Source organism: Clostridium gelidum (assembly GCF_019977655.1).
In the GTDB taxonomy this organism is placed as follows: domain Bacteria; phylum Bacillota; class Clostridia; order Clostridiales; family Clostridiaceae; genus Clostridium; species Clostridium gelidum.
In genome coordinates, this window is sequence record NZ_AP024849.1 from 4,770,209 (window position 1) to 4,786,625 (window position 16,417).

Below are 16,417 nucleotides of genomic sequence, written 5' to 3' on the forward strand. Positions count from 1 at the left end.
AAATTAAAATTATTTTTGATACGTTACTTAACTCCAATTAAATATTTCGTTATTTTTATTCGCCTAAATATTTCATAGATTCCAAAAGTTATAGGAACTGAACTTCCGAGTATTATTAAAATTGATAAATACATAGGTAACGTACTGTACTCAAGCAAATAATATGCAATTATAACGATTACGGGTTGATGTAATATGTATACTGGAAAACAAGCTTTGTTTAAATAATCAAGTAATTTTCCTCTACTAGTTAAATATTTCGTTCCATATCCAATAATAGTTACAATATTAGTTATCATCGCACCATTTCTTGTTATAGATAATAGAACTTTCAAACCCTTGTCATCACTATTTCCTAAATTATAGTAAGGTAAAATTATACTTATGTACAGTACAAAAAAGATTACTGTTATAATTAAACTCTTCTTTTTATTTTTATCTATATATTCTAAATAATCATTATCACCATAAACAATATATCCCATTAAAAATACTATCAAGAATATTAGTATATTCTTTTCTGCAATTGCAAGTGGAATCATATCGGCAATAAATAAAAGTACTACTGTGAAAATTAAAGAATATCTACTAGTCAATATATCCTTAAGTTTTAATAAAAACTTTTTCATTCCTTGTTTTTTAAAGCTCCTAATAATAAATAACCCAATTATTGAAATAATAAATAGGTACAATATAAACCATAAATGAGCAGGTCCAAATCCCCCATCATAAGGTATATCTGAAATAGTAGTCCAAAAATACTTCCATTGTTCGAAATAATTTCCTACAGGTTTTCCCCTACTTGCACGTGCGAAATATCCTTGAGGTGGAACTAAAATTAACATTCCAAGTATAAATGGAATTAGAAGTTTTTTTACTCTTTCCCAAATATATATTTTTTCACTCCTGCTACCCAAGGAGAATCTTGTGGATGCTCCGGCTAAAAAAAATAATACAGGCATATGCCAAGGAATACATACTATGAAAATCATTGTAGCTAACCAGCTTTTACTATTAGACCAAATATACCAAGGTTCATAATATGTAAATATAGATGCTGTATGAAATACAAATAGCAATAATACACAAATATTTCTAATCCAATCAATTTCATTCCGTCTCATGTTTCCTCCATATTACTAAATATCCTTTTATACTTTACTCATTCAAATCATCAAGCTTCTCCTCTTTAACTAGTTTAGGGTTATTTTCCTTAAATTTTAATAAAAACTTTTCATAATATATTTTTATTGTCGCCATTGTAGGTGATCCTAATAACATTCCAACGGGTCCCCAAAATCCTCCTCCAATAGTTACTCCTAAAACAATTCCAAAAGGGCTAACTCCAACCTTTTTTCCTATGAGCTTAGGATCAAGATACCATGCATCAAATGTGTGAATGCAAAGTAGAAGTATAAATACTATCAAAGCCTTAATAGGAGAAATAAAAATTGCAACTATAACGCCAATAAGTTCACCGATAAGTGGTCCAAAATAAGGAATCATATTAGTCACACCCGTAATCAATGCAATCAATGGTGCATACGGTTCTCCAACAATTAGTAAACCGACAAGTGCTATCATTCCTATTATTGCAGAATCAATTGCTTTTATTCCAATATAAACTCCTATCATTTTGTTATACGTTCTAATGAAAGTTATTAATTTTGTTCCTTTTTCTTCCTTAAGAATCATATATGTAATAGTTCTAGCACCTTTTGCGATTTTTTCTTTGTCTGCTAAAACATAAACTGAAACTAAGAATCCTAAAATCACATTTAGTAAATTTGATGTAAATGATAATAAGTACATAACCAAACTTTGCAACAATCCTATTGTTACATTTCCTATTTGACTAGACATTTCTTGAAATTTATCTAAAAGTCCTGCTTGTATAATCAATCCTTTTATTCTTCCATTTTGAAGAATAGCATTAATCCATTTTTGTACGACTTCTACATAAGTTGGCATTTCTTTAGTTATATTTAATATACTATCTATTATACTTGGTATAGTGAAAAATAGTATTATAAATACTAATGATATAATTATAAAATAAGTAATTGCTATTGCTACTGCTCTCTTTAGTTTAAAATTTCTTTCAAAAAAACTTACTACTGGGTTTAATACATAAGCACAAATCATAGCATATATAAACGGAGTCATAATAGATAAAATTTTCTTACCTATATCAAAGAAATAATCATAATTATCTATAAGTTTATAGCCCATTACCCCTATTAGTGCAAATATTAATATATCTCTATATTTAATGTTGTTATTTATAAACAATCTATTTCAAATCCCTTCTGTTAATAAACATTCAAAAAAATAACAAGTTTTTATGCTATTATATTTCACTTGGTATTTTTTTCATATTCCTAAAACTTTTCAACGATGCCATAATTATATCATATATTTATTTTTTTAATATTATATATTTCTAAATATTATAATTTCCTAATTTAATAAGACTACATATACTGACGCAATCGAACGTGCAATTCTGCATACGGCAATTTGATTTATAAAAATTAATATATCTTTTATATAAATTAAATGGTTGGCACTATACACCATATTACGAACTTTCACCGATTAATATATATCTATTTACTAGGCTTACATCAAAATAGGGGTATAAATCAGTTTTTCTGATTTATACCCCTAACTACTATCTTCACTTTATTAAGCTTATTTTCCTTTAGTCACATGAGAATAAATACCAAGTTCAATGTTGCCATGGATATTTTTTATCAGGCAAGGAGGTAAATTGCCCTCATAGCAAGCCTATTAGGTCAATTTACCGACGTAGGATGATGGAAAATAGGATGGCAAATGGACTTGTTATTTATTTGATTGTGCCTTAATTGCGTCCTCGATTAATTCAATAGTTTTCTCTATCCCAAAGGTCGCACTATTAATAGTTAAATCATAATTCTTAATGTGTCCCCATTTACGTTTAGCATATATTTGATAATAAGTTTCTCTTGCTTTATCTTTTTTGTGTAGCGTTTCTTCGACATCTTTTTCTAATATTCCATATTCATATTGAATACGCTTCATTCGACTTGCTTTATCAGCATGAATAAACACATGGAAGCTACCAGGGAAACCAGTTAGAATTGAATCTGAACAATGTCCCATAATAACGCAAGATTCTGTATTTGCTAGTTTCATAATGGCTTTCTTGTTTACTTCATAAATAGCGTCTAAAGGTGCCTTTTCCTTTTTAGAAAAGGCATATCCTTGAGCTGATATTTCATTTAATAGCAGGTTATATATGGATTGGTCATTTTCTACAATAAATTCTTCAGAAAACCCTGTTTCTTCAGTAGCCACTTTTACTAATTGTTCATCGTAGAAAGAAATACCTAAATCGTCTGCTATTTTTCGAGCGATTTCAAGCCCTCCACTACCATATTCACGACTAATCGTAACCACTATGCGTGGATGAGTTTTTTCAACAGCCTCTACAATTTCATTTTTATTTTCATTCGCAATTATAAGTTCACCCTTAAATACGTTGTCCATAAAAGACAAACGTTTATTTATAAAGCGGACCATAGTTCCTACCAACAAAGCTGCTAAAATTGTTCCTTCTCTTACCCCATTTAGTTTATGAAACAGAATAAATGAAAAAATACAACTGCAGACCACAAGTGTAGAATCAAAAGATACTTTTAATTTTCCAAAACCCTTCTTCGTAACGATTGAGATGGCACTAACGACTCCTTCACCAGCCATCATGACAACATCAGCAGTAACTTCCATACTTACTCCAAGCGCAAGAACTAAACAACTTAATGTAAATAATCCTAGTTGAGCAGGATAGCTTGTCACATTTATCCATGAAAATAACCCCATGGTAAAATCGGTAAAAAAACCAAATATAACAGCTACGACAATTTGAAGCAACTGAATCCACTTAAATTGTTTTCTTAGTAAGAGAATTTGAAAAGCAATAAATAATAAGTTCATAAAAAAAGTAAATTGCCCAATCGTCATAGGCAATCCCAAACTTAATACATACGGCACAGCTGAAATAGGCGATGTTCCTAAATTAGATCGCGTTGATAACGCAACCCCAACTGCCATTAAAAATAGACCAAAAATAAAAAACAAATAACGTTTTATTGTTTCACGAATTGACATTATAAAGTTTCACTCTCCTTACCTTTTTTCATATGTTCTGTTTCTATTTTGACAAATTGTCAAACATCTTTGTAAGTAGACGAAACGTCTCTACTTGTTCCTCTGCTGAAAAGCCCTCAAAGGCTTCTTTTCTTACTTCATCAAAGATTTTAAAGACTTTTTTGTTTACTCTTTCTCCTTCCATTGTTAAAAAAACATGCCAGGAGCGTCGATTTCCATTTAGCTGTTTCCGTTCAATCAGATGAGTTTCCTCCATTCTGACTAGTAAATGAGTGACTGTAGCTGGCTCAATTTCACAAGCTTTTGCAATTTCTTTTTGCTCACAACCATTGTGATCAAAAAGAAATTCCAAAATTTTAGGTTGACCTGGTGACAATCCTAATATACTCGTTTTCTTCAATATTTTTTTGTTACAAAGAGTTTGACAAAGCCGTATTATGTAGTGAAGTCCTTGATTCATATTTATCCCCTCCTTTTAATTAGAATAGAAACAATTAGAAAGCTAACTATATTAGTCTACACCTAAATAAAAACTTAATCAAATTTTTAATACAAATCTACTGGTTAACACTATAAGTCTACGCTGGACTTCCACCTCCAAGTGCTTCCATGCTGAGTACGCAAAAATAGAGAAAAAACTCTGTGCTGAGAGCTTTTCCTCTATTTACATTTCCACAACTATGTTTTAGTTGAATTTTTACATTTGTTCTACTACATCTATTCCAAGTAGTTCTAATCCATTTTTTAATACTTGAAGAGTTGCTTTAACTAAATTTAATCTAGTAGCTTTTAAATCTTCATCTTCTAAGTTTAATACTGAATGTGCATTATAGAATTTATTAAATCCTTTTGCTACTTCAATTACATATCTAGTTAATATTGATGGTTCTAGCTTTTCTAATGCATAAGTTATTGCATTATTAAAATTAGCCATGCTTTTAACTAATTCAAATTCTTCTTTTGAAGATAATTTACTATAATCAACAGTTCCTTTGCATTCATTACCTTTATTTAATATACTATTTCCTCTAGCATATGAATATTGTACATACGGACCTGTTTCTCCATCAAAAGATAAAATTTCCTTCCAATCAAAAACAATATCTTTTTCTCTTGAATTTTTAAGATAAGTGAAAATTACTGCTCCAACACCAATTTTCTTTGCGACTTCTTCTTTATTTTCAAGTTCTGGATTCTTTTCATTTATAACTTCCATTGTCTTTTCAACAGCTTCGCGAAGTAAATCGTCAAGTAAAACAATTGATCCATTTCTAGTTGAAAGCTTTCTATCTGCAAACTTAACTAATCCAAAGCCTACATGCACACAGTCTTTTGACCATTCATGCCCTGCAAGTTCTAACACCTTAAATACTTGCTTGAAATGTAGCGCTTGTGGGCTTCCAACTACATACACACATTTATGGAAATCATAAGTTTTCTTTCTATACATAGCAGCTGCTAAATCTCTTGTTGCATATATTGATGCACCATCACCTTTAAGTACTATACATGGTGGCATATTATAATCATCAAGCATTACAACTTGTGCCCCATTACTTTCAACAAGTAATTTTTTTTCTTTTAATTCATTAACAACTACATCCATTTTATCATTATAAAATGCTTCTCCAGCTAATGAATCAAATTTAACACCTAAAATATCATAAACTCTTTCAAATTCCTTTAAACTTAAATCTCTAAATCTAGTCCAAAGAGCTGTAGCTTTTTCATCGCCTGTTTCTAATGCTTTAAAGTTTGCTCTTGCTTCATCATCTAAAGTAGGATCTTTTTCAGCTTCTTCATGGAATTTAACATATATTCTAAGTAATTCATCAATAGGGGCCTTTTCTAATGCATCTTCATCTACCCATCTGTCATAAGCTGATATAAGCTTACCAAATTGAGTTCCCCAATCTCCTAAATGATTTAATCCTACAGTATTATATCCTTCTTTTTGAAACATCTTATATAAAGCATTTCCTATAGCTGTAGTAAATAAATGACCAACATGGAAAGGCTTTGCTATATTAGGTGAAGAGTATTCCACACATACAGTTTTTCCGTTTCCTATATTTGATGCTCCATAGTTATCACCATCTTCTAAAATCTTCTTAATTGCATTTTCTGCAAATACGCCTTTATCTACAAAGAAATTAACATATGGTCCAAGGCTTTCAATTCTTTCAAATCCATCAATACACATAGATTTTTTTAATTCCTCTGCTATCATGTTAGGAGCTTTTCTCATAACCTTTGATAATTGAAAACATGGAAAAGCATAATCCCCCATTTCTGGCTTTGGTGGTATTTCAATTGATTTTTCTATAGATTCAATATCTAAATCCACATGTGCTTTTATTAGTTCTGCAACTTTAACTTTATAATCCATAAATATCCTCCTCTAATTTAGTTAACAGTTAACAATTGTGGCTACGCCACTATTTAATTAACAATCGTCAATTTCATTCAGTAATTTCAGACACATAAAAAAACCGTCTCTTATTAATAATAAAGAGACGGATTATCCGCGGTACCACTCTAATTGCATTTTATACAAGACATATGACTTGTTATTTTTTATATGTTCCTAAATAAAATACCCCTTAACTTTTAACGCAAAGTTTAATTGCGATCATCCCTACTCATTTCAGGTGATTTCTCCAAGGTTCTCTTCTTTTAATCTATCCACAGGGCTTTCACTATCTCCTATTCGCTTAAGGAATCAATTAAAATACTCTCCTTTTCTCCGAATATTTCAATATTAATGTTATTAAATTATACAAATTGTATGAAATTTTGTCAACTCAATTATTTTCCGATTTTGTACTCTTGTTCATATAAAATATTATTCAAATAATGTATAATTAATATGTTTATATATTAAAATGTTATAAATTAAACGTTATTTTTACAAAATATTTGCTAATTATTTTAGCCACATTGAAAAATCATTATATGAGGAGTTTTAAAATGAATAAAATAGGTGTTATTTATATTGGTGCTAATTCAGTTAAATTTACATTAATGAATGTACTTGATTCTGGTTATTACAAAATAATAGATGAGTCTAGTAGTGATATAAAATTAGCTCAAGATTTAATTAACAGTGATAAAATATCAGAGCAAAAAATCAATGATACATTATCAAATTTTCGTTCCTTTAAATCATTGTGTAAAATTTCATATGTTAAAGATACAATTGCCGTTTCTACTTCTACATTAAATAAGGCTAGCAATTATGAGTATTTTATTAACCTAATAAAGAGAGAATTTGATATAGATGTAACTTTGTTATCTGATGAAGATGAAATAAATTGTACTTATTTAGGCGTAACAAAAAGCATTTATACCTCCAATTCTTTAATTGTAGATATATGTGGTGCCTGTACTCATCTAACTGCTCTAAAAGATGGACAGATTGAAAATAGTGTTACACTTCCATTCGGAAGCTTAAGTCATACTTATGAGTATCATTTAGATGATAGAATTCTTTATGATGATTTAAAAAATTCTATTTTAGTTGTTCAAACTGCTTTAGATGAGATCGATTGGCTTCATAAATATACCTATGATTCTATCATTGCTGTGGGAGGGACTGCTAGAGCTATCTGTAAAATCGATAGAGCTAAAAAAAGATATCCTTTCGATATCCTTCATAACTATAGACTTATTTCTCAAGATGTACATCAAATTTATAACTCATTAAAGTGTAATGATTATAATCAAAGAATAAAGGTTGAAGCATTATCACCTGAAAGAGCAGACTTAATAGTTGGTGGCTTAACAATATTTGATACTATAATCAAAACTGTTAATTGTGAAGATATAATAATTTCAGGCAGGGGACTTAGAGAAGGATTTATATTTTCTTATATTGAAAATAATTATGGTCCTATTAAAGACATATTAGATTATAACTTAAATGGTATAATTGATTACCTACATATTAATAAGGAGCATGCTTATCGTGTATTTAATATGACTTACAAACTTTTCAACAATTTAAAGTCATTACATAGACTTGGAACTTCATATGATAATGCCTTAAAGACTGCTGCTTTATTAAATAATTCAGGTATATCAGTTGATTATTATCACCATAATATTCATTCATTTTATGTAATACTTCATTCAAACATTAATGGACTTTCACATAAGGAATTAGTAGTAAGTGCTGCAATTGCTGCAAATCACAAGAATAAAAATACAGTGCCACTTCCAGCCTTCTTTTCTATAATAAGCAAACTTGACCTTAAGGCTATAGATGCTATTGGAATATTATTATCAATTTCTGAGACTCTTCATAAAAGTCTTGAAAATCCAATTGAGTCAATGAATATTGATGTTACAGATGAATTTGTTTTAATCACACTATCATCAGATGTAAATATTAGTTTTGAAATAAATAAAGTCCTTAGAATTAAACATAAATTCAAGGAAATATATCATAGAGAACTTAAAATAGAACAAATTTAGAGTATATACAGCAGAAATTAAATACATATTTTTACTCTCAAGGGGCATAATATTCCATAGGACTAAGAAACTTTTGCTGAAAGTCACTAAATAGCAGGTTGCCACCATTTCTGCATACTCCCAATATACATTGGGACAAGCAAAAATGGAACAACCTGCTAAATAATCTTTTCACATTAAAGTGACTTAATGATTAGAGATGCAACCCTTAACAATGCGTTCACTACAACATTTACCGGTACTGCAATTATTTTTCCACCAAAATATAAAAGGATTAGCATTATTATCATTTGATATTGATAAAATTTCTCTTCAAATTTATAAAATGTACTTGGACTTAAATCTCTTAAAAGACTAAATCCATCTAACGGTGGCACTGGTATTAAATTAAAAAATCCTAAACCTACATTAAGCGTAAGAACTGTAAGTATCATGTCAAATAACACCTTATACAAAGCTGATGGTAAAGCTCCATATGCGTAACGCCTATAGACTGCTAGGATTATTGTAGCTACTATAGCAATTATAAAGTTTGCAATTGGTCCTGCTAAACTTACCTTTAAATGATCTTTATGATAATTTTTAAAAGCTGAAGGATTAGTTTGCACCGGTTTTGCCCATCCAAATCCAAAAAGTATTACTAATATAAATCCCATTGGATCAATATGTGTAATTGGATTTAAATTTAATCTACCTTGAAATCTTGGCGTTTTATCTCCAAGTTTATCAGCCACTAATGCATGTGCGTATTCATGAAATGTAAAGGCAATTAGTATCGCTGGAAGCATTATTATCTTATCATATATTATTGTACTTATATCAAAGTTTGAAAGCATATTTTCCTCCTTATTAATCATATCTGTCTTGTATTATACCATATTTCACATATACTCATACATAATTTTAAAAAAGCAAAGAGCATTCAACCCTTAAGATTGATTGCTCTTTTCAAACCACATTCAAAAAAACAACAAGCCATCATGCTAATCTATCTTCTTTAGATATACTTAATTATTATTCATTTTATGATTTTAAATTCTTATAAACCAGCTTTCCACTACTATCAGTAGTAGCTATAAAATCTTCTTTAATTTGTACAAGTTTTCCTTCATATTCAATTTCATTTCCAGTAGTTAAGTTGTTAACACTACCTTTAAGATTATCATTTATTAATATCTCACTCTTATTGCTGAAGTATAAATCATTACTACTCACAACAGAATCAAGAGTGACTTTCTTCCAAGTAGATGTATCTTCACTAACTTTACCATAAATTATACTTGATATCTTATCTCCGTTAAGTTCTCCAATATATATTACATCTTTTCTGTCAATGCCTAGAAGTGTTAATTTTTTGTTTGAATTAAATTTTAATTGTTTATTAGGACTTGTAACAAAGAAATTACCATTTAATTTATCTTCATAAATTAATCTATCTTCATGTGGTATTACTTGCATATTCCCTAAAACATTAGTTTGAAGTGAAATCTTAGTTAAAGTACCATTTATATCTATCCTATAAACTGTATTCTTTAAACCACCTTTATAAATATCTACATAATATACACCCGTAATAGTAGATTCACTTACTTTTTTAACTTCCATATCCTTTTGGTAATTACATATATCATTTTCACTAACAGATGTTTCAGAAGAATTCTTAGGATTATATGTTACAAGTTGAATTTTAGATTCTCCATTTTTTTCAACTTTTTTAGCTATAATAAGAATATCCCTATCTGATAACCATTTGTAATAAAGAATATTGCCTTCATTTTCTTTTGTTACTACAGTATTTGTACCTATTTTAGTATCTCGCATACATAAATTACCATTTTCATTATAAGTTAAATATTTTCCATCATAAGATACATTTATTGCTTCAGCATCAGTAGGAATAGTTGCATTAATATCTTTTGTATTATCTTTCTTAATGTCTTGCTTTTCACTTTTAAAATCTGATGAATGCTTAAATACAACTTTATCTAAAACATATAATACACCAATTTGTAATATTATAGATAATATTGCCCACGCAATTATCTTCTTAAACACTTTCATAATCTGACCTCACCTTCTGTTTATTTAACAATAATTGCTGTTGGGATAGATCTTTCACCCATACTAAACGACGGTGTATTAATAATTTCTCCATCATAATACATTGTTGTTGATTTTCCACCATCTAAATTCATTGCATTAACTGCGCCAAGTTTATATATAACTTCTTGTGCCTCTTTCAACGTAGCGCCTAGGCTACTTGCCCCTCTACCATCTATGGCTAAGAGGATTATCGCACCATCTTTGCTTTGACCTATGACAGTTCTTGGAGCTATACCCCAACCGCCATCTCCACTCATAGGAGTCATCTTTCCATTAATAACTAATGATGGTCCAAAACTTAAGGCTTCTTGAGCTCCAAGTTCTTGAAGTTTCTCTATGGAATACTTACCTACAAGCATTACGCCCTCTTTATTTATTGCAAGTAAGTCAGTTTCTTTATCTTTTTCCAAATCATTATATACAACTTTCCCACCACTCATAATAATGCCTATTGGTAATCCACCAGTTCCTGTCCAGTCCTGATTAGATGATTTATCTGTAAATCCTCCACCATTAATAGCTGCAATCGCATCATTATTTTCAGCAATTTGAGATGTAGTTTCACCTTCTTCTTTTAACTTCGAAGTATATCCAATTTTCACTCTCGTTGAATCCTTTATTACAAGATAGTGCCCTGTATATTTAGGATTATCTGTTATTTTATAATACTCTATAGTCTCATCCTTGACCTTTGGAATATCAATTTGAGCTGTATTAGTTGTTTCGTCAGTTGTTTCAGTTGAATTCTGTCCCATAATCTTTGCTATTTTTTCATCAGACAAAAACCATTTTGCTAAATATTGATGATTCATTGAAGTCATTGCAGCTCCAACATATGTACTTTTTGCATTTTCAAACGGTCCATATAAAAGTATAAAAGGAAATATACATGCTGTAAAAAGAAGTTCAAATATAAAAAATGACACTACTGTTAAAGTCGAAAATCTTTTCGCCTTTTTCTTCCCTTTTTTTAATTTAGATTTTAATTTGTTATTTATATTTTTATTTGTATTCATTTTATTATCCTCTCTAGAAATGCCTTGCGTTTACTTGCATTTTGAAATATACCAGGTTTTATTATATATTATTTCTATTTAAAAGGCTAGAGCTAATTTATTATTTCTCCAATATATAACATTTTTCTTCAAATTAGCATTTATAAACCTCTTTATAAATTAATGTTATTTAGCCTCATATGTAAACTTTTGAAAATATATGTTATATTTACAATTGAGCATTATCACTTGTAAATTGACATTTGAAGTCTATTATTATGCTATAATCACTTTAAGGAGGTGCACATTTATGGAAGATAAAATTTTAGATGAATTAAAAAGAGCTGAAAATTATATTTCTGGTGAATATTTAAGTTTAACATTAAATGTTTCAAGAAGTGCTATATGGAAACACATAAAAAATTTGAAATCAAAAGGCTATATAATAGATGGAATATCAAATAAGGGTTATAAATTAATTTCTTCTCCTGATTTATTGAATAAAAGTGAACTTTTCCCCTTATTAAAGACATCTATAATCGGGAAAAATATAATTCACTTTGATGACATAGATTCTACAAACATTAAAGCAAAAGAACTTGCTCAAAAAAACATTGTAGATGGTAGTATAATAATTGCGGAAAAACAAACTCTTGGCAGTGGACGTTTCAATAGAAAGTGGTTTTCTCCAAGTGGTGGACTTTGGTTTACTTTAGTCTTAAGGCCAACCATTCCTCCAACTGAAGCTCCTAAAATTACTCAAATTGCTGCTGCTTCAATTTATAAAACTTTAAAAGATTTTAATATTAACACAACAATAAAGTGGCCTAACGACATACTTCTTAATGATAAAAAACTTTGTGGGATACTCGCTGAAATGAAATGTGATATGGATAGCGTACATTATTTAATTTTAGGTATAGGTATGAATATTAATATAGATGAAAGTGCTTTTGATGAAAGCGTAAAATGTATTGCAACCTCTCTGAAACTTCAATATAATAAACAATTTGAAAGAAGAGAAATACTTGCAGGATTTTTAAGTCACTTTGAAACATTATATAATAAATTTGTATATAATTTTGATCTTTCTGAGACAATTTCAATTTGTAGAGAGCACTCAAATATATTTGGAAAACAAGCAAAATTGATTACATATAATACTGAAGAAATTGTCACTTGTATTTCTTTATCAGATACTGGGGATCTTATTGTGAAAGACAGTAATGGAAATGAAAAATTCGTACTTGCTGGCGAAATAAGTTTCAATGGATTGAATAATTAAATTAATAAAAAATACAGATATTTCACAATACCTGTATTTTTTATAGGATTTATAACAAAGTAATTCTATTTTCTTCATTTATTAATAACTTTTTGGATATACCCCTTTAATACCTTAGCTGATTCTTGTAATTTTCCAAGCTCCTCTTCATCATTTATTATTGGATTAACAATTCTCACAACACCTGTGCTATTAAGAATAGTTGGCACTGCTAAATAAACATCCTCAATTTCATATTCCCCTTGCATTAAGCAAGATACAGTTAAAATAGTATTTTCATCTCTTAATATAGCTTCTACTATTCTGTTTACTGCTAATGCTACTGCAAAATAAGTTGCATTTTTTCTACTTATTATTTCGTAAGCAGCATTTTTAACATCACTTTCAATTACTGCTTTTACCTCCTTATCCCATTCTAGATTAAACTTCTTTGCATATTCATCAAAACTTTCTCCAGCTATACTTGCAGTACTCCAACTTACAATTTCACTATCACCATGTTCTCCTAAAACATATGCATGAACATTATTATTATTTACATTTAAGTACTTACCTATAATATATTTTAATCTTGATGTATCTAATACAGTACCGGATGCAATAACCCTTTCACTTGGAAATCCTGATAATTTGTATGTTATATATGCTAATACATCACATGGATTTGATACAACTAATAAAATTGCATTTGGGCTCATCTTTGCTATTTCTGGAACAAATCCTTTGAATATATTATAATTTTTTTCAATTAAATCTAATCTAGTTTCACCTTCTTTTTGTGCTGCTCCAGCTGTGATTATAACAATATCCGAATCCTTAGTTTCTTCAATATTCCCAGCATAAATATTAACTGGTTTTACAAAAGACGTGCCATGCACTAGATCCATGACCTCTCCCATTGCCTTATCCATATTTATATCGAATAAACATATTTCGGTAGCTACCCCACTATTCATTAAAGCAAATGCTGTTGTTGCGCCTACAAATCCTGCTCCTATTATAGATACTTTACGTCTTCTTTCTATCATAATTAATTTCCTCCTTATTTTTCATTATTAATTTATTATTTCCAACCTCTGAATTTATTATTACTTTCCAAATATTTTATTATAAATAATCAATTATTTATTTAATATCGTTATACTATAGATATTACTAGTTAATAATTATTCTCACTACCATTATAACTCATTTGAAATTTTTCGTAAATACTATATAATTAAATTTAGAAACTTATGGCACATCGAAAAAATATCAATCAATATGCCTGAATAGTTAATTTATAATTTAGGCATCTCTTAATTACTATTTTTTCAGATGCCTTATATCTAATATGGAGGTACAATTTAATGAAATTATTATTTTTTGATACAGAAACCACCAGCATAAAGCCTGGTAGCATATGTCAATTGAGTTATATAACTGTTGATGCAGGAGTAAAACCTCAAATAACAACCGGTAAAAACTTTTTCTTTACAGTTGATGAAATGGATCCTTCTGCGCAGGAAATTCATGGTTTCTCATTAGAAAAACTTTATGAATTATCTAACGGACAATATTTTGAAGATTTAGTTCCAGAATTTATTGAAGATTTCACAAGTTCTGATTTCTTAATAGGGCACAATGTTAATTTTGATGTGAGATTTTTGAAACATGAATTATTAACCTTAGGCGAAGATTTTGTACCCAAAAATGCCTTCTGTACTATGGCTTATTATAGAGACATATGTAAAATCCCAAAAGCTAACGGCGAAATTAAAAATCCTAAATTATCTGAAGTAATAGATTGGCTTAATATTTCAACTTCTCAAATTTCTCAAACATCTGAGAAGTTATTTGAAGGTAGTGGCAATTATCACGATGCAAGATTTGATACAGCTGCAACTTATTTAACTGTTATTGAAGGATTAAAGAAAGGTCATTTTCCTAAAGGATATTTTACAAATATTCTTAACTCAAAAAAATAATATTCTTCCAAATCAGTGACAATTACCTGTTTTTTCTAAAGAATAAAAATTTGAACATATATATCATTAACACCTTAATAAGTGAATCATATAATATACTATACTTTATAATCTTAATAATTTATGATTCTTTTAACATTTATAATTTTGCCGTTATATAAATGTTATTTTCTTTCATGTGCCTTAAGGGATGTTCAAAGAAATAACAAGTCAGTATGCTAGTCTATTTTGTGTCATACTGCTTTGCTAAGTCTCACTAATAGTCCACTATGAGCAATCCTTAGCTCCTTGTCTGACACAAAATATACATCGCATCTTTGACTTATTATTTTCTTTCACATCCCTAAATTATAAATGAGGTGAGAAAATGAAAAAATATGTTTGTGAAGTCTGTGGATATATTTATGACCCCGAAGTTGGAGATTCTGATGGTGGAATTAATCCTGGTATAACCTTTGATGATTTACCAGATTATTGGGTTTGTCCTATATGTTCTTTTAACAAAGATAATTTTTCCACTGAAGTTTAATTTCCATAGCATGTATACCTAATAGCCTCAAAAAAACTATAGGATAAATAGAGGGTACTTTTCAGTGACCTCAATTTCACCTATAGTCTTTTTTATTTGAAAACATTCAAAACTAACAAATTATATGCATCATCTTACTTAAACAATTCCTCTTGATATTTTTTTGTAATTTCTTTATCCATAGCTTTTACTCCATCTAACGGATAATTAATTTCTAAAACTTCATATTTGTTTACGCCTAAAACATGATAAGGCAATAATTCTACCTTTTCAACATTTGGCACTGTATCTATATATGCTTTAAGCTTTTTTAGATGTTCCTCTCCATCTGTTAATCCAGGTACTACAACATGTCTTATCCACATCTTAGTATTATTTTTTTTCATTGCTTCTAAGAATCTTAATGATTCATAAATTTCCATGCCTGTAATATTTTTATATCCATCTTTAGTAAAATGTTTTACATCAAATAATACTAAATCTGTATACTTTAATATTTCATCATAATCTCCAAATCCATATCCTGATGTGTCAAGACAGGTATTTATCCCTTTGCTTTTGCATAATTTTAATGCCTCAAGAAGAAATTCTGGTTGCCTTAAAGGATCTCCTCCAGAAAATGTAACTCCGCCTCCACTACTTGCAAAATAAGTTTTAAACCTTTCTATTTTTTTTACTAAATCTTCTGGAGTATACTCTTCACCTCCATTAGATGTCCAAGTATCAGGATTATGACAAAACTTACATCGAAGCGCACATCCTTGAAGAAATACTACTACACGTATTCCTGGGCCATCTACAAGCCCCATTGATTCTATTGAGTGAACTCTCCCTTTAACCATAAATACTCCTTTCAGTTAACAGTTAGCAATGAACTGTTAACTCATAACTGAACAGAACCTTAGAT

At 29.2% G+C, this 16,417-nt stretch carries 14 protein-coding genes and 1 other annotated feature; of the genes, 4 read left to right on the forward strand and 10 right to left on the reverse strand.

Features of this window, described 5'->3' with window-relative positions; all coding sequences use genetic code 11:
• Nucleotides 1–23: 23 nt before the first annotated feature.
• The 5 genes from psyc5s11_RS21955 to argS all read right to left on the reverse strand — a co-directional run bounded on the left by psyc5s11_RS21955 (nucleotide 24) and on the right by argS (nucleotide 6,544).
• A complete protein-coding gene (locus psyc5s11_RS21955) occupies nucleotides 24–1,124 on the reverse strand; it encodes an acyltransferase family protein (protein WP_224034596.1) in 1,101 nt (366 codons plus the stop codon).
• Nucleotides 1,125–1,158: 34 nt separating this feature from the next.
• A complete protein-coding gene (locus psyc5s11_RS21960) occupies nucleotides 1,159–2,292 on the reverse strand; it encodes an AI-2E family transporter (protein WP_224034597.1) in 1,134 nt (377 codons plus the stop codon).
• Nucleotides 2,293–2,847: 555 nt separating this feature from the next.
• Complete coding sequence (locus psyc5s11_RS21965; RefSeq protein WP_224034598.1) at nucleotides 2,848–4,155, reverse strand: cytidylate kinase family protein; 1,308 nt, start codon at nucleotides 4,153–4,155, stop codon at nucleotides 2,848–2,850.
• A 43-nt stretch (nucleotides 4,156–4,198) separates the two neighbouring features.
• Nucleotides 4,199–4,615 carry a MarR family winged helix-turn-helix transcriptional regulator gene (locus psyc5s11_RS21970; protein ID WP_224034599.1) on the reverse strand — a complete coding sequence of 139 codons (417 nt, stop codon included), beginning with the start codon at nucleotides 4,613–4,615 and terminating at the stop codon, nucleotides 4,199–4,201.
• Nucleotides 4,616–4,852: 237 nt separating this feature from the next.
• Nucleotides 4,853–6,544 (reverse strand): arginine--tRNA ligase, encoded by a 1,692-nt coding sequence (gene argS / locus psyc5s11_RS21975; RefSeq protein WP_224034600.1) that lies wholly within the window; start codon nucleotides 6,542–6,544, stop codon nucleotides 4,853–4,855.
• A gap of 120 nt (nucleotides 6,545–6,664) precedes the next feature.
• Nucleotides 6,665–6,911 (reverse strand) — a binding site (T-box leader).
• A 214-nt stretch (nucleotides 6,912–7,125) separates the two neighbouring features.
• Here argS and psyc5s11_RS21980 point away from each other — a divergent pair.
• The gene (locus tag psyc5s11_RS21980; RefSeq protein WP_224034601.1) at nucleotides 7,126–8,631 is read left to right on the forward strand and encodes a Ppx/GppA phosphatase family protein; all 1,506 of its coding nucleotides are present in this window, start codon (nucleotides 7,126–7,128) and stop codon (nucleotides 8,629–8,631) included.
• Between the two features lie 176 nt (nucleotides 8,632–8,807).
• On the opposite strand, the gene psyc5s11_RS21985 is transcribed toward psyc5s11_RS21980, so the two are convergent.
• The 3 genes from psyc5s11_RS21985 to psyc5s11_RS21995 all read right to left on the reverse strand — a co-directional run bounded on the left by psyc5s11_RS21985 (nucleotide 8,808) and on the right by psyc5s11_RS21995 (nucleotide 11,750).
• On the reverse strand, nucleotides 8,808–9,488 hold the full coding sequence (locus tag psyc5s11_RS21985) for a site-2 protease family protein (protein WP_375541969.1): 681 nt from the start codon (nucleotides 9,486–9,488) through the stop codon (nucleotides 8,808–8,810).
• A gap of 166 nt (nucleotides 9,489–9,654) precedes the next feature.
• Entirely contained in the window at nucleotides 9,655–10,692 is a 1,038-nt protein-coding gene (locus psyc5s11_RS21990) for a dipeptidyl-peptidase IV (protein WP_224034602.1), read from the reverse strand.
• Nucleotides 10,693–10,712: 20 nt separating this feature from the next.
• A complete protein-coding gene (locus psyc5s11_RS21995) occupies nucleotides 10,713–11,750 on the reverse strand; it encodes a phosphodiester glycosidase family protein (protein ID WP_224034603.1) in 1,038 nt (345 codons plus the stop codon).
• Between the two features lie 289 nt (nucleotides 11,751–12,039).
• On the opposite strand from psyc5s11_RS21995, the gene psyc5s11_RS22000 reads away from it, so the two are divergent.
• Nucleotides 12,040–13,014, forward strand: coding sequence for a biotin--[acetyl-CoA-carboxylase] ligase (locus psyc5s11_RS22000; RefSeq protein ID WP_224034604.1), 975 nt, complete (start codon nucleotides 12,040–12,042; stop codon nucleotides 13,012–13,014).
• A 74-nt stretch (nucleotides 13,015–13,088) separates the two neighbouring features.
• Here the strand turns inward: psyc5s11_RS22000 and psyc5s11_RS22005 are convergent, their stop codons facing one another.
• Nucleotides 13,089–14,042 (reverse strand): L-lactate dehydrogenase, encoded by a 954-nt coding sequence (locus tag psyc5s11_RS22005; RefSeq protein ID WP_224034605.1) that lies wholly within the window; start codon nucleotides 14,040–14,042, stop codon nucleotides 13,089–13,091.
• Nucleotides 14,043–14,363: 321 nt separating this feature from the next.
• Here psyc5s11_RS22005 and psyc5s11_RS22010 point away from each other — a divergent pair, with 321 nt between their 5' ends.
• Entirely contained in the window at nucleotides 14,364–14,981 is a 618-nt protein-coding gene (locus tag psyc5s11_RS22010) for a 3'-5' exonuclease (protein WP_224034606.1), read from the forward strand.
• Between the two features lie 367 nt (nucleotides 14,982–15,348).
• Nucleotides 15,349–15,510 (forward strand): rubredoxin, encoded by a 162-nt coding sequence (gene rd, locus psyc5s11_RS22015; protein ID WP_224034607.1) that lies wholly within the window; start codon nucleotides 15,349–15,351, stop codon nucleotides 15,508–15,510.
• Nucleotides 15,511–15,644: 134 nt separating this feature from the next.
• Here the strand turns inward: rd and pflA are convergent, their stop codons facing one another.
• The gene (gene pflA, locus psyc5s11_RS22020) at nucleotides 15,645–16,352 is read right to left on the reverse strand and encodes a pyruvate formate-lyase-activating protein (RefSeq protein ID WP_224034608.1); all 708 of its coding nucleotides are present in this window, start codon (nucleotides 16,350–16,352) and stop codon (nucleotides 15,645–15,647) included.
• Nucleotides 16,353–16,417: the final 65 nt, after the last annotated feature.